At 42.2% G+C, this 16,812-nt stretch carries 17 protein-coding genes; 9 read left to right on the plus strand and 8 right to left on the minus strand.

Annotated features, from left to right (window positions below; genetic code table 11):
- The first annotated feature begins 106 nt into the window (after positions 1-106).
- The 5 genes from alsS to NST65_RS16785 all read left to right on the plus strand — a co-directional run bounded on the left by alsS (position 107) and on the right by NST65_RS16785 (position 4,376).
- The gene (gene alsS / locus NST65_RS16765) at positions 107-1,807 is read left to right on the plus strand and encodes an acetolactate synthase AlsS (protein WP_034281184.1); all 1,701 of its coding nucleotides are present in this window, start codon (positions 107-109) and stop codon (positions 1,805-1,807) included.
- 35 nt (positions 1,808-1,842) lie between these two features.
- Positions 1,843-2,613 carry an acetolactate decarboxylase gene (gene budA, locus NST65_RS16770; protein ID WP_046313017.1) on the plus strand — a complete coding sequence of 257 codons (771 nt, stop codon included), beginning with the start codon at positions 1,843-1,845 and terminating at the stop codon, positions 2,611-2,613.
- Between the two features lie 152 nt (positions 2,614-2,765).
- On the plus strand, positions 2,766-3,242 hold the full coding sequence (locus tag NST65_RS16775; protein WP_024426311.1) for an Lrp/AsnC family transcriptional regulator: 477 nt from the start codon (positions 2,766-2,768) through the stop codon (positions 3,240-3,242).
- A gap of 16 nt (positions 3,243-3,258) precedes the next feature.
- Positions 3,259-3,840, plus strand: coding sequence for a chromate transporter (locus tag NST65_RS16780; RefSeq protein WP_080943482.1), 582 nt, complete (start codon positions 3,259-3,261; stop codon positions 3,838-3,840).
- On the plus strand, positions 3,840-4,376 hold the full coding sequence (locus tag NST65_RS16785) for a chromate transporter (protein WP_046313475.1): 537 nt from the start codon (positions 3,840-3,842) through the stop codon (positions 4,374-4,376). The genes NST65_RS16780 and NST65_RS16785 overlap by 1 nt, the downstream gene beginning before the upstream one ends.
- Before the next feature lie 33 nt (positions 4,377-4,409).
- Here the strand turns inward: NST65_RS16785 and NST65_RS16790 are convergent, their stop codons facing one another.
- Both NST65_RS16790 and NST65_RS16795 read right to left on the minus strand, forming a co-directional pair.
- Positions 4,410-5,729 (minus strand): UDP-glucose/GDP-mannose dehydrogenase family protein, encoded by a 1,320-nt coding sequence (locus NST65_RS16790; protein ID WP_061110174.1) that lies wholly within the window; start codon positions 5,727-5,729, stop codon positions 4,410-4,412.
- A 116-nt stretch (positions 5,730-5,845) separates the two neighbouring features.
- The gene (locus NST65_RS16795; protein ID WP_003214884.1) at positions 5,846-5,989 is read right to left on the minus strand and encodes a hypothetical protein; all 144 of its coding nucleotides are present in this window, start codon (positions 5,987-5,989) and stop codon (positions 5,846-5,848) included.
- A gap of 186 nt (positions 5,990-6,175) precedes the next feature.
- On the opposite strand from NST65_RS16795, the gene NST65_RS16800 reads away from it, so the two are divergent.
- Together NST65_RS16800 and NST65_RS16805 are read left to right on the plus strand one after the other, a co-directional pair.
- Positions 6,176-7,783 carry an SWIM zinc finger family protein gene (locus NST65_RS16800; protein WP_070326105.1) on the plus strand — a complete coding sequence of 536 codons (1,608 nt, stop codon included), beginning with the start codon at positions 6,176-6,178 and terminating at the stop codon, positions 7,781-7,783.
- The gene (locus tag NST65_RS16805; RefSeq protein WP_111926848.1) at positions 7,770-10,547 is read left to right on the plus strand and encodes a DEAD/DEAH box helicase; all 2,778 of its coding nucleotides are present in this window, start codon (positions 7,770-7,772) and stop codon (positions 10,545-10,547) included. The genes NST65_RS16800 and NST65_RS16805 overlap by 14 nt, the downstream gene beginning before the upstream one ends.
- Before the next feature lie 68 nt (positions 10,548-10,615).
- Here NST65_RS16805 and NST65_RS16810 read toward each other — a convergent pair whose 3' ends face one another.
- The 3 genes from NST65_RS16810 to NST65_RS16820 all read right to left on the minus strand — a co-directional run bounded on the left by NST65_RS16810 (position 10,616) and on the right by NST65_RS16820 (position 13,181).
- Positions 10,616-11,404: an STAS domain-containing protein gene (locus NST65_RS16810; RefSeq protein WP_034281190.1), complete on the minus strand. Its 789-nt coding sequence runs from the start codon at positions 11,402-11,404 to the stop codon at positions 10,616-10,618.
- Positions 11,405-11,557: 153 nt separating this feature from the next.
- Positions 11,558-12,418, minus strand: coding sequence for a Cof-type HAD-IIB family hydrolase (locus tag NST65_RS16815; protein WP_220092503.1), 861 nt, complete (start codon positions 12,416-12,418; stop codon positions 11,558-11,560).
- A 406-nt stretch (positions 12,419-12,824) separates the two neighbouring features.
- Positions 12,825-13,181, minus strand: a complete 357-nt coding sequence (locus NST65_RS16820; RefSeq protein WP_034281192.1) for a hypothetical protein — start codon at positions 13,179-13,181, stop codon at positions 12,825-12,827.
- Positions 13,182-13,298: 117 nt separating this feature from the next.
- Here NST65_RS16820 and NST65_RS16825 point away from each other — a divergent pair, with 117 nt between their 5' ends.
- Positions 13,299-13,709, plus strand: a complete 411-nt coding sequence (locus tag NST65_RS16825; protein WP_024423692.1) for a YwpF-like family protein — start codon at positions 13,299-13,301, stop codon at positions 13,707-13,709.
- Positions 13,710-13,736: 27 nt separating this feature from the next.
- Here NST65_RS16825 and mscL read toward each other — a convergent pair whose 3' ends face one another.
- Both mscL and fabZ read right to left on the minus strand, forming a co-directional pair.
- On the minus strand, positions 13,737-14,132 hold the full coding sequence (gene mscL / locus NST65_RS16830; protein ID WP_111926852.1) for a large conductance mechanosensitive channel protein MscL: 396 nt from the start codon (positions 14,130-14,132) through the stop codon (positions 13,737-13,739).
- A 127-nt stretch (positions 14,133-14,259) separates the two neighbouring features.
- Positions 14,260-14,694, minus strand: a complete 435-nt coding sequence (gene fabZ / locus NST65_RS16835) for a 3-hydroxyacyl-ACP dehydratase FabZ (RefSeq protein WP_012011512.1) — start codon at positions 14,692-14,694, stop codon at positions 14,260-14,262.
- A 219-nt stretch (positions 14,695-14,913) separates the two neighbouring features.
- Between fabZ and NST65_RS16840 the strand changes: the two genes are divergently transcribed.
- A complete protein-coding gene (locus NST65_RS16840) occupies positions 14,914-15,969 on the plus strand; it encodes a tetratricopeptide repeat protein (protein WP_034281195.1) in 1,056 nt (351 codons plus the stop codon).
- A gap of 14 nt (positions 15,970-15,983) precedes the next feature.
- On the opposite strand, the gene NST65_RS16845 is transcribed toward NST65_RS16840, so the two are convergent.
- Positions 15,984-16,802: a flagellar hook-basal body protein gene (locus NST65_RS16845; protein WP_034281197.1), complete on the minus strand. Its 819-nt coding sequence runs from the start codon at positions 16,800-16,802 to the stop codon at positions 15,984-15,986.
- Between the last annotated feature and the right edge of the window lie 10 nt (positions 16,803-16,812).

Consider the following 16,812-nt stretch of genomic DNA (forward strand, 5'->3'; position numbering starts at 1 on the left):
CGTTAAACATATATTGGAAAATTTATTTTATGAAATGTATAGTAAATCATATCATGAAAATATATTTTCATAAAAAATTTTACTTGCCGAAAGGAGTGCGGGGTAAATGAAATCTCAAGCACAACCCCTAACAAGACGAGGAGCAGAGTTGATTGTTGATACGCTGATTGCTCAAGGTGTGACCCATGTTTTTGCGATTCCAGGTGCAAAAATTGACGCTGTATTTGATGTATTAAAAGACAGAGGTCCAGAGCTTGTCCTATGCAGACACGAACAAAATGCAGCCTTTATGGCAGCCGCTGTCGGACGTTTAACTGGCAAACCAGGTGTTTGTCTCGTCACATCAGGTCCTGGTGCATCTAATTTAGCAACAGGTCTATTAACAGCCAATACAGAAGGTGATCCTGTTGTCGCAATCGCTGGAAACGTCATTCGTGCAGATCGTCTGAAACGAACACATCAATCACTCGACAATGCGGCATTATTCAAACCAGTCACAAAATATAGCGTTGAAGTACAAGACGTAAACAATATACCAGAAGCATTAACAAATGCTTTTCGCGCGGCACAAAAAGGGCAGGCTGGAGCAGCATTTATCAGCTTTCCACAAGATGTCGTGACAGAACACACCACACAAACACCAGTGTCTGCTCACCCTTCTCCAGAATTAGGTCCTGCACCAGATGCTCTCATCAGTTCGGCTATCGCCAAAATTCAAAATGCACACTTACCTATTGCGATTGTGGGAATGAAAGCTAGTCGTCCATCTGCTGCACATGCCACAAGAGCATTATTAAAAACACTTGGTATCCCATTTGTTGAAACGTATCAAGGAGCCGGCGTTCTCTCAAGAGAGCTCGAGTCTCAATATGTAGGCAGAATCGGCTTATTCCGTAATCAGCCGGGTGATTTTCTCATTGAACATGCAGATGTCCTTTTGACCATTGGCTTTGATCCAATTGAATATGATCCGAAGCATTGGAATCTTCAGCCGCAGCAGCGTCAGATCATCCATGTTGATGACATGCAGGCAGATATTGACCATTTTTATGAGCCAGCGCTTGAGCTTGTAGGCAATATTTCTGAAACCGTCAAACATCTCGCGCATGACAGTGTTCCCCTTTCTTTAAGCAAAGAGAACATAGAATTAGTCACTGAATTACAGGAGCTATTAAGCGACATCGAAAAGACACCAGAAAGAGAAAGTCATCGATCTCATCCACTGGATGTCATTCATACATTGAGACGTCTGATTCCTGATGACACGAAGGTCACGTGTGATATCGGATCTCACGCGATTTGGATGTCCCGTCACTTCCGCGTCTATGAACCGAACTCATTCCTGGTGAGTAACGGCATGCAAACATTAGGCGTCGCATTACCATGGGCAATTGCGGCTTCTATCATGAATCCAGATGAAAAGATTATCTCGGTCTCAGGTGATGGCGGTTTTCTCTTCTCCGCAATGGAGTTAGAAACAGCAGTCCGGAAGAAAACAAACCTCGTTCACCTTGTTTGGAACGACAGCACATACGACATGGTCGCGTTCCAGCAGGAAATGAAATATGACCGCACATCCTGCGTTGAATTCGGGCAGATCGATTTAGTGAAATATGCGGAAAGCTTTGGAGCGACTGGACTAAGGGTCAACTCACCTGAGGAGCTTTCAACCGTCCTTCAAAAGGGTATAAACATAGAAGGACCCGTGATTATTGATATTCCGATTGACTATCAAGACAACCCTGACCTCGCCAGTCAAAAATGGCCAGAAGTCTTTCGCAAAAAACATGCAATGAACGTCAGATAAGACTTCGATACATTACATTAAAGGAGTGAACGGTTATGGGTATGATGCACCCAATGAATCAACAGAATGACACAAGACAGCATGACAAACAGCAAGAGGTCTATCAAGTATCGACAATGACCTCCCTGCTGGAAGCCGTATATGATGGAGATTTCTCCCTCGCACATATTCCTGAACACGGTGATTTTGGCATCGGTACATTCAATCAATTAGATGGAGAACTGATCGGCTTTGACGGCGCATTCTACCGGCTGCGCTCGGATGGAACAGCGACACCGGTCACTGCTCAAGATTATTCACCATTCTGCTCTCTAGCATTCTTTGAAACAGATATCGTTCATCGAATTGATGCACCTATGACGTCCAAAGAACTTGAAGAAGAAATCGACCGCATTTTACCAAGTAAGAATATCTTTTATGCGGTCCGCATTGATGGATCATTCAAAAAGGTTCAAACACGTACGGTTGAAAAACAGGAAAAACCTTACGTTCCGATGGTAGAAGCAGTCAAGTCTCAGCCTATTTTCGACTTTGAGGATATTCAAGGTACGATCGCAGGCTTCCGTACACCGCAGTACGCACACGGCATTGCGGTGAGTGGATATCATCTTCATTTTATTGATGAAGATCGAAGTGTTGGCGGACACGTATTTGATTACACCGTTGATCAAGTCACCATCCGCATTTCTCAAAAACGCCATATGAATTTACACCTGCCAAATACGCAGGAATTCTTCCAAGCAGACATTGATCGAGCTGATCTTGCACAGCAAATTGCCAGTGCAGAAAGCAGCCCAGATCAATAAATGAAGACACCCCGTTGATTCCGGGGTGTTTTTTTATGCACAAAGATGATTTCTTGCACGTGATGTTTTCGTTTCGATAGCAAAATAGAAATTATCCAGTCTATTCGTAATAAAATATGATAGAATATCAACAGAAGAAAGGTGGTTATACGGTGTCAAAAGACTATAGCATTCCGAACCTAACATTAGACGAAAGAGATAAACAAATTTTATCCCTATTACACGAGGACGGGCGCATGTCTTATACAGATCTCGGTAAACAAGTCGGTCTGTCACGTGTTGCCGTACAAGCCCGCATTCAGCAGCTCATTGAAGCAGGAGTCATTGAACGATTCACCGCTGTAATTAACCCCGCGAAGGTCGGCATTCATGTCTCTGTCTTCTTTAATGTAGAGGTAGAGCCGAAATTTTTAGAAGCGGTTGCCCTTCAGCTTGAAAAGGAAACAGCTGTCACAAGTCTTTATCACATGACAGGACCAAGCAAGCTGCATATGCATGGCATTTTTCAACATGAACAGGAAATGGAGACATTCCTGACAAAAAAGCTATACCCGTTAGAAGGCGTTGTCAGTGTGGACTGCCAAATGCTCATTAAACGATACAAAAGCCGCATGGGCATGAAATTGTAGACAGGAGTTGAACCACTTGCAATCATATATCGAACTCATCATCGCTATGGTGCGCACCGGTATTCTCGGTTTTGGCGGAGGCCCTTCCGTCATACCGCTTATTCGCCATGAAGCGGTGGTGAAATATCAATGGATCAACGATGACGAATTCGGAGAAACACTCGCCATCGCCAATGCATTACCAGGCCCGATCGCAACAAAAATGTCAGCATACCTCGGCTATCGATTAAAGGGCGTATCCGGCGCAATTGTCGCCACAGCTGCTCATATTTTACCAACTTGTCTCGCCATGGTAGCCCTTGTCACGCTTGTCAGCGTCTTAAGCTCCTCACAAATCATTCAAAATATGATTGGTGCTGTGACCCCTGTCATTGCCGTTCTGCTCGGTATCATGGCATATGAGTTTGGACAAAAAACGCTGAAAGGATTCGGCATGATCTTCGGGATCGCTCTATTCCTTCTTGCCTTTATTGGACTGCAAGTGCTGTCCATTCATCCAGGAATCATCGTGATGATCTTTTTATTTTATGGCGCTTTTCATTTTAAACTGAAAAATCATTGGAATCGGCCAAATAAAGAGAAAGGAGTGTCTTCATGATCCTGATTCTCTTTTTATTCTGGGCATTCTTTTTATCCAATCTATTAGGATATGGCGGTGGTCCTGCATCAATCCCGCTCAATTATGAAGAAATCGTCAATCATTTTCATTGGATGACGAACGAAGGATTCTCCAATATGCTGGCTTTAGCCAATGCACTGCCGGGGCCAATCGCTACGAAGATTGCAGCATATGTCGGTTATGACGTCATGGGCTGGCCAGGCTTTATCGTGGCACTGCTTGCCACTGTACTGCCGTCTGCTGTTGGGCTAATTTTATTGCTCAAGCTGATTGACCGTTTTCGTCAATCTCCCGTCGTAAAAGGCATGACCTTATCCGTTCAGCCCGTCATTGCGATGATGATGCTTTTATTAACATGGGAAATCGGCGGAGATGCAGTGAAAGCCATCGGCTGGACGCAATCGCTCGCCATTGCCGCGATCTCCTTTTTCTTCATGACCAAATTCAAGCTGCACCCTGCCTTTCTGATTGTGGCTGCTTTCTTATATGGCGGATTCATTCTGCCGCATTCATAAAAACCGATAACATTCACTGTTATCGGTTTTCTTTCACATATAAATTGGAGAAACTGATCTGCGCCCAATCGAATGATACTCGACCCCAGCTTGTTCTGCCGCTTCAAGTGTATGACAGTTTCGTCCATCGAAAATAAGCGGCCGCTTCATCCATTTCTTATAGGAAGCAAGTGGAAACGACTGAATATCCGCCCACTCTGTTAATAGACAGACCGCATCAGCATCCTTGATCGCTTCTTCAATCGTTTGAGCAAATAAGACTTGATCCGGCAGCTCGCGAGCTGCATGCCTGGCAGCAACAGGATCATATGCCACAAGCTCCGCACCTAATTGATGGAGCTCATGAGCGATCGGAATAGATGGTGCCTCCCTCATATCGTCTGTATTCGGTTTAAAGGACAGACCAAGAAGCGCAATTCGCTTTCCTTCAAGAGCGGCACCCAGCCGATCCTGAATATTTCGGATAAAACCTGCCCGCTGCTCATTATTTACTTTGATGACAGCCTTTAGCAGCTCAAAATCATGGGACACATGCCCTGCAATTTGGACAAGTGCATTTGTATCCTTTGGAAAACAAGAACCACCGTAGCCAATGCCCGCTCTGAGAAAGGACGAACCGATCCGCTGATCAAGCCCCATTCCCTGCGCCACCCATTCAACATCAGCCCCTGTTTTTTCACAAATGGAGGCAATCTCATTCATAAAGCTGATTTTTGTCGCAAGAAATGCATTTGATGCATACTTGATCATTTCAGCACTTTTACGGTCTGTTTTGACCATTGGAAGGTGGAAATCAGCATACATCTCCTCCAGCTGATCTAATACGACTTTTGTTTCAGCTCCAATCACAAGCCGGTCCGCCCTCAATGTATCTGAAATGGCAGAGCCTTCCCGTAAAAATTCTGGGTTAGATGCAATCGCTAGCGGCTCCTTCCGTCCTAATTCTTGATGGATCAACTGATCGATTTGATCACCCGTTCCAACAGGCACCGTACTTTTCACCACAAGGATCGCCCCTGACTTTGCTTTTATCCCCATCTCTTTTGCAGCCTGAAACACATACTGTAAATCAGCTTGGCCATCTGCCTGCTGCGGGGTGCCGACTGCAATCATTAACACATCTGCCCGCGGGTAGACTTCCGCTCCATTTATGTGAAAATGAATTCGTCCCTGCTCAAGATTGCGTTTCAATAGCTCTTTTAACCCTGGCTCATACATTGGGGGATTTCCTTGTTTCAGCTGCATGACCTTTCGGCGGTCAATATCAATACACGCGACATCATGTCCTGCCTCCGCTAAACACACACCTGTCACAAGCCCCACATACCCACAGCCTGCAATCGCAATATTCATGACACCATCAGCTCCCCATACTCCTTATGCTTGTAATGACATCGTATGCCGGGAGCTTTCATTCCATTCTTAAAAGCATACAAAAACCCCCTGCCATCACTAGCAGGGGGTCACTTTTATGAAACAAGACCATTTCGAATATGAGCAATCAGATTTTCAAGCATTTCTTTTGTTGTGACATCATTTGAATTTTCACCAATATCATGAGCGTACATCAAAATCTTTAAAAATTCTTCTTGATTTAAACCCTTATTATCCATGTCTGTATCCTTTCGATTCCACTAATTTCATTATTATATGCTGTAAGGTTGGTTTATGCAATACTCTATTACATCATTCGACAGCTTTTGAAATTTATGACCATTTTCATGAAAAACTTTTTTATGAATCCCCATTGAGCTATAATAAAAGAATTGGAATCTTTTACTTGGTTAGGAGCGGATCAAATGCTTCAGCACAACATCAACGAAGAAGAAATCAAACAAACTGCCGAACAGATCAAAGAACTTCTTCCTGCAACAGATGAGAACAAACAACTCATCAAAAAAGCATTGATTACTTATAGACAGGACAGCGTATATCGGCTCAAGCAAGAGTCTGATACCGAATGGTCAGCTTATGTACATGACGTCGTGGCAGCAAAGGTCCACCTTCATGTGCTGTTTCCTGTGAGAAGCAGCTGCTCATGTCCAGCAGATGGACTTTGCAAACACATTCTTGCTGTCTTCTTTTCGCTATACGCTCAAGTAGAGAGTGTGACCGGATTTACAGAAAATTGGTCAGAAAAAGATGAATTACAGCGCAGCAAAGAACTGATTCGCCAGCACTTCCAAGTGAAGCGCCCAGACGAACAATCACTCCAAAGCTGGCTGACTTTTTTCCAAGAGGAATTTAACCTCTGGCTGAAACGGACACCGAAGCATCAGCAAACACCGCAGCATTTGTATTACGGCTATTTATCGATCCTAAAAAAACACGCACCTGCTTCACCTGAATTCAAGAGCTTGTATGCGATTCATACGTCGATCGATGTATGGCTGAGGCTTCATGAACTCATCGACCTCGGCCGGCTTGATGCCGAAAAGGACTTTTATTCCATGAATCCATATGTAGAACAGCTCATGAACACCATTTTCGATTCAGTGGATCATTTGAAGACATACGCCCTTTCCTTTTCCCTCGATCCGTTTCTTGAAAACACACCAACTGCCGTTCGCACACTTCTTCAAATCAATGGACCTTTCCAGCATGAACGAGTAGCGGTCTTTATGGAGATTTGGGGCACCATATTAAATAGAGGGAAATGGGTCAAAAAAGAAACAGAATTACTCAAGAACGCCCAGAAGAAAGAACAAACGGTTGAACGTACCATCGGCCTGATGCACATGGATTATTTACTGAAAGAAGACGAAAGCCTCTTTCAGCAATTACAGCTGCTCAATGCGGATATGCTGCCAAATGTGCTTAATTGGCTGAAGGATCTCACAAACCGAAAGGACTGGAAGCGGCTCAAGCTCTGGTATCATGAAATCACCTATATATTAGAGGAATATTGCCAGCTCGACCTTTCCTATAGAGAACTGCGGGGAGCCGTCAGTGATTTCTTCTTTTATTTAGATGCATACTTTAAGCAGACGAAGGATCATCATTTATATGAACGCTACCTACAAATCTGTATGCCCTATGCGTTTACAGAATACAGTCAGCTCTTGTATGCACAGCAGCGTTATGCGGAATGGATTGAGATTCACAGCCTTGTTGGTTTCTCCATTAGTGAACTGGAGAAGGATTTGATCAAACAGATTGCAAAAGAGGAGCCGGAAGCCCTCATTCCATCGTACCACCGTGAAATCTCACTGCTCCTCGATCAAAAGAATCGAAGTGCTTATCGAGAGTCTGTAAAAATGCTGAAGAAACTGCGCACGCTTTATCATAAAACGAAAAAAACCGCGATCTGGGAAAGGTATGTAAAGCAGCTGCAAGATTCAACAAAACGGCTGCGTGCGTTCCAAGAGGAAATGAAGAAAGGAAAATTGATTGATGACACGCCATAAACAAATTGTCATTCATGCAGAACAAACTGAAGATTTCTCTTTCACCATTTCAGCGCAAGCAGAGGACGGACACCCTGTTCCGCTTAATGAAATGAAGAGGCAGCTTTTCCAATGGCACGAATCTTCTTTCTACGGAACATTCTTAGAAGATGTCAGCTTTATCGGCACACCTGCCTTCCTGTTAAGCCCTTGGATGACCGTTGAATTGCTGGGAAAAAATTCATTTAATACGTTTAGTCATGTGACATTAACGGATGAAACGGAACCACTGATGAAGACTGCCTCCACCATTTACGAATTCATTGAGGACGAAGATTTCGTTCCCGATTATGAGGCTTGGACAAAAGGCGAACTTCGGTTTAAAGATAAAGAAGGCCTATTAGATGGCTATACGGCTGATTGGTTCTCCTTTGCTGTACAGGATTACATTCAATATGATGATGCCTTGCAGCACAAATGGAACCGCATGACCGCACAATCGCCTGCGCTCTCATCCTTCCAAGGACATTTTCTAGATGAGCAGGATTTCTTGGAGACGATTGGCTGGATTGATGACGAGACGCCGTTCACTGTCGGCTTGCGCTTAAACGAGCCGGATTTTGACGGAGATGATTGGAAAATCGAATTGTTTTTGCGGGACAAGAAAAACAGTGACCTTCACTTTTTTGAAGGCATTCGTTCATTGAAAAGGTCTTGGCATCCATATCAAGATAAAATTTCAAGAGAGCTGGAACGATTCAGTCAAATCGTCCCTTGGCTTTCTTTCACATCTGGCACCACACTCATGTCAGAAGAAGAAGCGTGGCTCTTCCTATCTGAAGCAAGTGAAACACTTGTCAATATGGGCATTGAGATTCTGCTCCCATCATGGTGGCAAATTGTCAAAGACAGCACGATGATGTTAAAAGCAAGGATTTCTTCTACACCGCGAGGCGAATCGCATGTCGGAATGGACGCATTAATGGACTTTAATTGGCGCTTCGCTACAAACGGGATTGAACTGACAGAAGATGAGTTCAACGAGCTTGTCCAAAGCAAACGACGCCTTGTCAACATTCGAGGACAATGGATCAAAATAGACCCGACCTTCATTCAGCAAATGAAAAAGTGGATGGAGCGTGCCGAAAATGAAGGACTTCACATGTCTGATATTTTGTCACGCGAACTGGCAGATCAAGAAGCTTCCTCTGAATCGATTCCAGAGCTTCTAGACAGTTCAGCATTTGCCCATATTCAATTTGAACTTTCATCGCAATTAAGAGGGCTTGTCCACCAATTAAATGATACGCACGAGCTGCCTTCATACGAAATGAGTGAGTCCTTCAAAGGCACACTGCGTCCGTATCAGCAGCATGGCGTGAATTGGCTTTTATTTTTAAGATCTCATGGATTTGGAGCTTGTTTAGCAGATGATATGGGACTTGGAAAAACGATTCAAATGATCGCGTATTTCACGTATTTGAAGGAGCAGGAGCAAAATGCCGCTCCATCTCTCATCATTGCGCCGACCTCTGTTTTAGGAAACTGGCAGCGAGAGCTTGAAACATTCGCACCACATTTGAAGGTTGCCCTCCATTATGGGCCATCGCGTCCACAGGGAGAGGACTTCACAAAAGCATACGAGTCAACAGATATTGTTCTGACGTCCTATGGACTCTCACATTCTGATCGTGATGAGTTAACGGCAGCAAAGTGGAATACCATTTGCTTAGACGAAGCCCAAAACATCAAGAACGCCCATACGAAACAATCGAGAGCGATTAGGCAGCTCAAAGGACAGCATCACATTGCCCTCAGCGGGACACCAATGGAAAACCGTTTGACAGAGCTTTGGTCCATATTCGACTTCGTCAACAAAGGATATCTCGGCAGCCTGACCAGCTTCCATAAAAAGTTCGTCCTTCCGATTGAAAAAGACCGTGAAGAAAAAAGGATTGAACAGCTCCAGCAGCTGATCAAACCATTTTTATTAAGACGAACAAAACAAGATGAAGAGGTTGCCCTGAACCTGCCTGAGAAACTCGAAGAAAAAGAATTCATTCCGCTCTCCGCTGAGCAGGCGTCTTTATATGAACAGCTCGTGAAAGATACCTTTGAACATATGGCATCATTAACAGGGATGCAGCGAAAAGCCATTATTTTAAGTATGCTTGGCAGACTCAAACAGATTTGTGATCACCCTGCGCTCTATTTAAAAGAGCGTGGAACAGATGTGAAACTGCTGAAACGTTCGTTAAAAATGGATAAACTCGCAGAGCTGTTAAAAGCGATACATGAGCAAGGAGAAAGCTGCCTCATCTTTACGCAGTATATTGAAATGGGCAACATGATCAAGCAGCTGGCAGAAAAGATGTTTGGAGAACCAGTCCAATTTTTAAATGGCAGTCTCTCAAAACAGGAGCGGGACAAAATGGTGGACCGCTTTCAGAAGAAAGAATTCAATATCTTAATTCTCTCTTTAAAGGCAGGAGGAACAGGACTCAACCTAACCGCCGCAAACCATGTCATTCACTACGATAGATGGTGGAATCCTGCTGTGGAAAACCAAGCGACAGACCGAGCTTATCGGATTGGACAAAAACGTTTTGTTCACGTCCATAAGATGATCACAACGGGCACAATCGAGGAAAAAATCGATCAAATGCTCGAAACAAAACAAACATTAAATGATCAAATTATCCAAAGCGAGAGCTGGATTACAGAGCTATCGACAAACGAACTAGAAGACTTATTTACCTTAAGTGCCGCCGCTCAATCATCTTAATCACAGCAAAAAGAGGACTTTTCATTAATCTTGAGAAAAGTCCTCTTTTTCATTTCATATAACGTACGCTAAATGTTCAGTTTTTTCAATGCAGATTTCACATTCATATACGTATTTAATTCACGGAAGTCCTCTCTCATTTCTCCCATCTTCATTGCAAGATTCGGTTTAATTCCTGTCACAATGAGTTCAGTACCCGTCATTAAAATCAAATCATTCAGCTTAAAGATCGCATCTGCCACAAATGAATCCACTGCTAATAATCCGGACAGATCGACAATAAAATAATCATCCTTGGATTGAGAGATATAGGTGGAGACCGTTGAAATGATCTTATCAAATCTAGGCGCTGTTAACGTACCAATGATCGGTAACACAGAGATACCATCTTTCACAGGAACGATTGGGACCGAAATATTCAGCACTTCATCAATTGATTGCTCAAGAAGCTCCTGCTGTTCCTTCTCTTTCGTGACATCCTTTTGCAGACCAACGAAATAAAGACGTTTTCCTTCCTTTTCGTCAATCCAAAGAGGAGCGACACTTAACTCGTTCCAAAACATTTGTCCAGATTTTTTATAATTTTTCAGCTGAACCGTGACAGCCTCTTTGTTCTCAATGGCTGTTCTAATTTGTTTGAGAGCGATTTGCTCAGTTTCATCTCCCTGAAGGAAACGACAATTCCTCCCCAATACTTCGGTTTCTTGATAGCCTGTCATATCTAAAAAGCCCTTGTTCACATATATTAAAGGATTATCAGGTAAAGACGGGTCCGTCACCGTCAGGCCAACCTGAGTATAGTCCAAGGCTTCCTTGATTAAATGCAGATTTTCGGACTTATAAGATTCCAGCGCCATTCGTTTACTCTCCTTATTTTCCTTACAAGCGGGTTATATTCATAATTAAATTATATGATGTTCCACATCATGTGTAAATAGAAGTGGTTCTGAATTCCTCTTTTGTAGAATGCGCTTCATCCTATGTGATTTATACCACGACATCTGATTCATCTATTTCAAAAGGTGACGGATCATATGCGCGACACCATGTTCATCATTTGATAACGTCACGTGATCAGCGATTTCTTTTATATCCTGTCTCGCATTCCCCATTGCAACCCCAACACCAGCAGCTCGAAGCATCGATTCATCATTTAAGCTGTCCCCTACAGCCGCTGCCCTACTTAAAGGAATACCTAGTCTTTCTGCCAGCCTTGTTAATGCCTGCCCTTTAGACGCGTCCTTTGAACCAATTTCAAAGTTATGATCAGCCGAACTGACCAATGTTACATCTGAATCATCACCAAACATCTCCCATCCAGCTTTCAATCTGTCCTGAAAGAAAGAAAAACCTAAGATATTGTAAAATGAAAGCTTTCGATCCTCACGAAACAATTCTTTATATGTATCAATATAAGAAAAACCCGACTGGCTGTATTGAACTTCTGCCGCTTGTTTTAAGACATTTTGATCCGTTTCTGGATTTGCACTTTTTAAACGGTCCATTTCAATCGCAAGAAGCTCTCTGCCACGATTTGGTGTGAAAATGGCTTCGTTTGTAAAGACTTCATAATAATAATCACGTTCTTCAAGCCATGACAATATGTGTTTAGCCTTTTCTTCTTGTAAAGCAGCTGAATGGTACACTTGTCCAGTTGGATCATGAATCACAGCTCCATTGGCACTAATCACCCATGTATTCATACCAAGCTGGTCAAAAATAGACCTCACATCAAAATACGCTCTCCCTGTTGACACGACAACCTCAATTCCATTCGCAGCTGCTTCCTTTAATGCCTGCTCGTTTTCCTTACTCACTTTGTGTTCACTGTTCAATAAAGTTCCATCTAAATCCGTTGCGATTAATTGAATGTTTGTCATCGTTCTCTCCTTTTTGTCTTTATTTTCAACCGACATACCGTTAACAAAATCCATCATCATTATGAAATGAGTATCCACTATTTGCAAGAGCTGATCGGTTAAACAGTGAATAAAAGGGTATCCGGCCACGCAAATATGACCGGATACACACAAAGGGGATTCACAAGGGGACACATGACCTATACAAAGAAGCATTGGTTCTATATTACGCAGTGTTCATATGAACAAGGCAGCATCTATCAGCTTTAGCTAGAGGGGGGCTGTCAGATGATAGACATTACCTTTTGATTCGGGACTTGCCTCCTTTCCTTTCAGCTACCCCTAGTCTACGGAGAAAGGCCGTATGTGACAAAACAGGAAAATAGCAAAATAGGCCTTCAAATTCTCTATATCCTCATTAATTTCTGTTTTTTACCGCTTGCGTATAAAACATCATCTTGTTTTGTTTGATAAAATACTTATTTTTCATAAATTGATAAAAAATATCTGAATGAATCCAATTACTAGAAGGCATGTGAATATAATCAGATCCATCCCACGCAAACCAATAAAAACAAAGCCGGCCATCATGAACCGACAACTGAAACTCAAAACAGTCCATTTGATCCTCGGTGACATATTGAAACGTGAGTGACTCTCCTTCTTCCATATACACATCACAAAATGAAAGAATATCTCCCCACGAATAAACACGTATATCACTCTTTGCCTTGTCGTCGCCAATATGAATGTTTCTCAATTGATAGGACTCCATAAAACATCTCCTTTCACTCATGTGCAGCTAGTTCTAAGCAGGCAGCGGTTTCATTTATACAGATGTTGTATGCTATAATAATACTTACGAATAATGAACGCTTGTGAGGTGATAAATATGAAAACCTTTAGGCTGATTGATTTAAAAATTGAACTTGATCCACAGCAAGATAAAATGTCCAGCATTCCCCTTCGTGACGGTTTAATCATTAATAAAGAAGACGGTGAAAATCACTGGATGATCGAGGCACTCATTCCAAAGAAACATAGACAGGTGTTTGAGGTACTCTTTCAGCAGCACACAGAAGTGAAGATTCTTGTAACGATCACTAAAGAAAACAACCGCCCTGTTCATCTATCTGTCCAAGTCAAAAACATCGTTGCCTTAGAAGAAAACATTTCTGTGTTACTCGATGGTAAAATGATTACAAATCGTTACAGAACAGAAACTGAAGAAGTATTAAAAGACCTCGTCAAAGAGGGGCTGTCAGGAGAAAAACTACTGGATGCTTTTAAACAAAACACATAAAAAAGAGCGGGATCAGCCGCTCTTTTTCTATTGCACATCTTTAGACTGGCTTTGATTTTTCAATAAATCTCTAATTTCAGTTAGCAAAACTTCCGTTTGATCCGGCGTTTCCACAACCTCTTTTTCCTCAACCTTTTTACGTTTTAACTTATTCAAATAACGAATAAAGATAAAAATGGAAAACGAGATAATTAAGAAATCAACCACTGTTTGAATAAAGTTCCCATATAAAATTTGAGCGGCTCCGATTTTAATGGATAAACCGCTAAAATCATGCCCTCCAATAATAATACCGACAAGCGGCATGATTAAATCATTCACAAGAGAAGTGACAATTTTGCCAAATGCTCCCCCAATGATGACACCTACAGCCAAGTCAATGACATTGCCCTTGACGGCAAACTCTCTAAATTCTTTCAGCATCCTTTATCACCTTCATCTTTTTTTGTCTAATATGACGTTTTTTTGTCAAAATTGCAAGTCCTTATCCGTTCTAACTGAACGTTTCTAAATAAAAAAGCGATTCATGCTTGATGAACCGCCAGAAAAATCATGATACTTTAGGACCAATAGAAAATGTCAGTTCTGCTTCACATGCAACCTCGCCATCTACCGTCGCTACTGCTTTTCCTTTTGCAACCGGCCCGCGGAGGCGCGTCACTTCAACCTCTAAACGAAGCTGGTCTCCAGGCTTGACCTGTCTTTTGAAGCGGCATCCGTCAATCCCTGCAAACAAACCGATTTTTCCTTTGTTTTCTTCCTTGCCTAACATAATCACACCAAAAACCTGTGCGAGTGCTTCTACTATAAGCACACCAGGCATGACTGGGTAACCAGGGAAATGGCCATTAAAAAATTCTTCATTCACTGTGACATTTTTAATTCCAACCGCTCTTTTTTCTCCCTCAACCTCTAAAATACGGTCGACCAATAAGAATGGATAACGGTGTGGAATAATGTCTTGAATTTGCTGAGCATCAAGCATATCTTGATCTCTCCTTCTTTTCTATATCGCTGATCTTCATTTGATTCCTATAGAAGTATATTATGAATGCTGGCATTTTTCAATATTCGCCTTATGCATATGGTAAAAAATAGAATCTACCATTACCAATTGTCATCAAATATAATCCACACTACACTCAATGTTTTTTCACAAATATGGTAATATATATTACATCATTGATTGAATAAGAGGGTAAAAATGAATTTTATGAGCGATAAATCCGTAAAAAAACTTCTCCATTCCTGGTATACAATGCTAAAGCATCGACATTTTTCGAAGGCTGAAGAAATTAAAAAAACACTGCTAAAATATAAACGGAAATTATCAAAAAAACAAGAACTCTATTTCCATTATCAGTTGATGCTTTTCCGTCACCAGCTCTGGATGAATCAGACAGAGGACTTAGAAAAACTCAAACATGAACTGCTGCCCCACAAAGATGAAATGAACGAAGAACTGCAATATTATTTTTATTTCTTTCTCGGATTATATGAATCTTTAAAAAGTGATCAAAATGATGCGATTCATTATCTCGAAAAGGCTGAGGAACGACTGCCATTACTTAACGATGAGCTGGAGGAAGCAGAGTTCCATTTCCGTACAAGCGGTGTTTATTATAACAACCGTTACTCGTTGTTATCGATTCGTCATGTTCAAAAAGCCATGGATATTTTTGCAAAGCACGGTGATATCCATAGCATCTATCGGTGTAAAATTGTGCTCGCTCTTAACTATAGCGACCAAAAAAAATATAAGGAAGCGGAAGATATTTTCATTGAAATTATTGATTACGTGAAAAAGATTGATGATCAAGAGCTGCTCGGTATCGTTTATTATGATGCTGGCTTTATTCAGTCAAGACAAAACCGTCATAAGGAAGCGCTGGAATACTTCAAAAAAGCGCTTCGTCTTCCAGCATACCGAAAGTCAGCACACTCCTATGTATCGTGCCTATACGAAACTGTGCGTTCCTGTTTTAAAGAAAATTTAACCGATGAAGGGATGAAGTATATTCAAAAAGGTCTGAAAGAAGCTGTTGCTTCCCAGTTTGATATATTAAGAATGAAGTTTCAAATCTTATCTCTTCTCTACAGCCAAACGCCAAAGGCAGATGAGCAGATCGCCACGCTCGTCACATGTCTTGAACGAAAAGAAGCCTGGATTGATCTTGAGGATCTTCTTGCTGATGTCTCAGATTTTTATAAAAAAAAGGGCGACTTTGAGCGAGCCGCCTTTTTTATCATGAGAGGCTGATACCAGCCTGCTGATTATCGAATTGTATTAATTAATCCCAGCATTTGATCGCCCATCGTAATTGTTCTTGAATTCATCTGATAGGAACGCTGTGTTGTCATGAGGTCTGTTAATTCTTTCGACATGTCCACATTTGATGTTTCCAGTGCACCTTGCTGAAGCTGAATCGCCTCTCGGTTTGCTCCATTTAGTGCTGTTAATGCACCTTGATAGGTTCCATCAACTGAGAACAAATTATCTCCTTCAGAGACAAGTGCTGACGAATTATTGACTTGTACAACGCCCAGATTCACTTGCTGATTGGGTTGATTGTCTCTTGAAATCGCCGTAAGCCGCCCATTTTTATCGATTGAAATATCACGGAAATTTGCATTTAAGACGATCGCATTTCCGTTTTCATCAAGAATCGGATAGCCTTCGCTCGTGACAAGCTGCACTTGATTACGATTATTGCCCGGCTGCAAGTAAAGTGAACCATCTCTTGTATAACGGATATTACCGCCGGCGTTGACCTGCAAATACTGCGACGGCGCTCCGAAGGCAACATCAAGATCACGTCCTGTTTCTTTAATAGAGCCTTGCAGCGAGTTAATGGACGCATTGACCATTGTCCCCGTGCCAAGCCTTAACCCAGCAGGTGTCAGACGACTGTTTGCCACCTGCTCATTTTTTTCATCTACCTGATTAAACTGCTGTCTGATCAGCTCTGAGAAACGGGTGTTTTTCGCGCGGTACCCTGTTGTTTCACTGTTCGCGATGTTATTGCTGATGATGTCAAGCTGCTTTTGCACTTCATTCATCGATACAGCTGCGTTTATCATCGTTCTAAGCATGAGAATCCTC

It is taken from the genome of Bacillus sp. FSL P4-0248, from assembly GCF_038593305.1.
In the GTDB taxonomy this organism is placed as follows: domain Bacteria; phylum Bacillota; class Bacilli; order Bacillales; family Bacillaceae; genus Bacillus; species Bacillus safensis.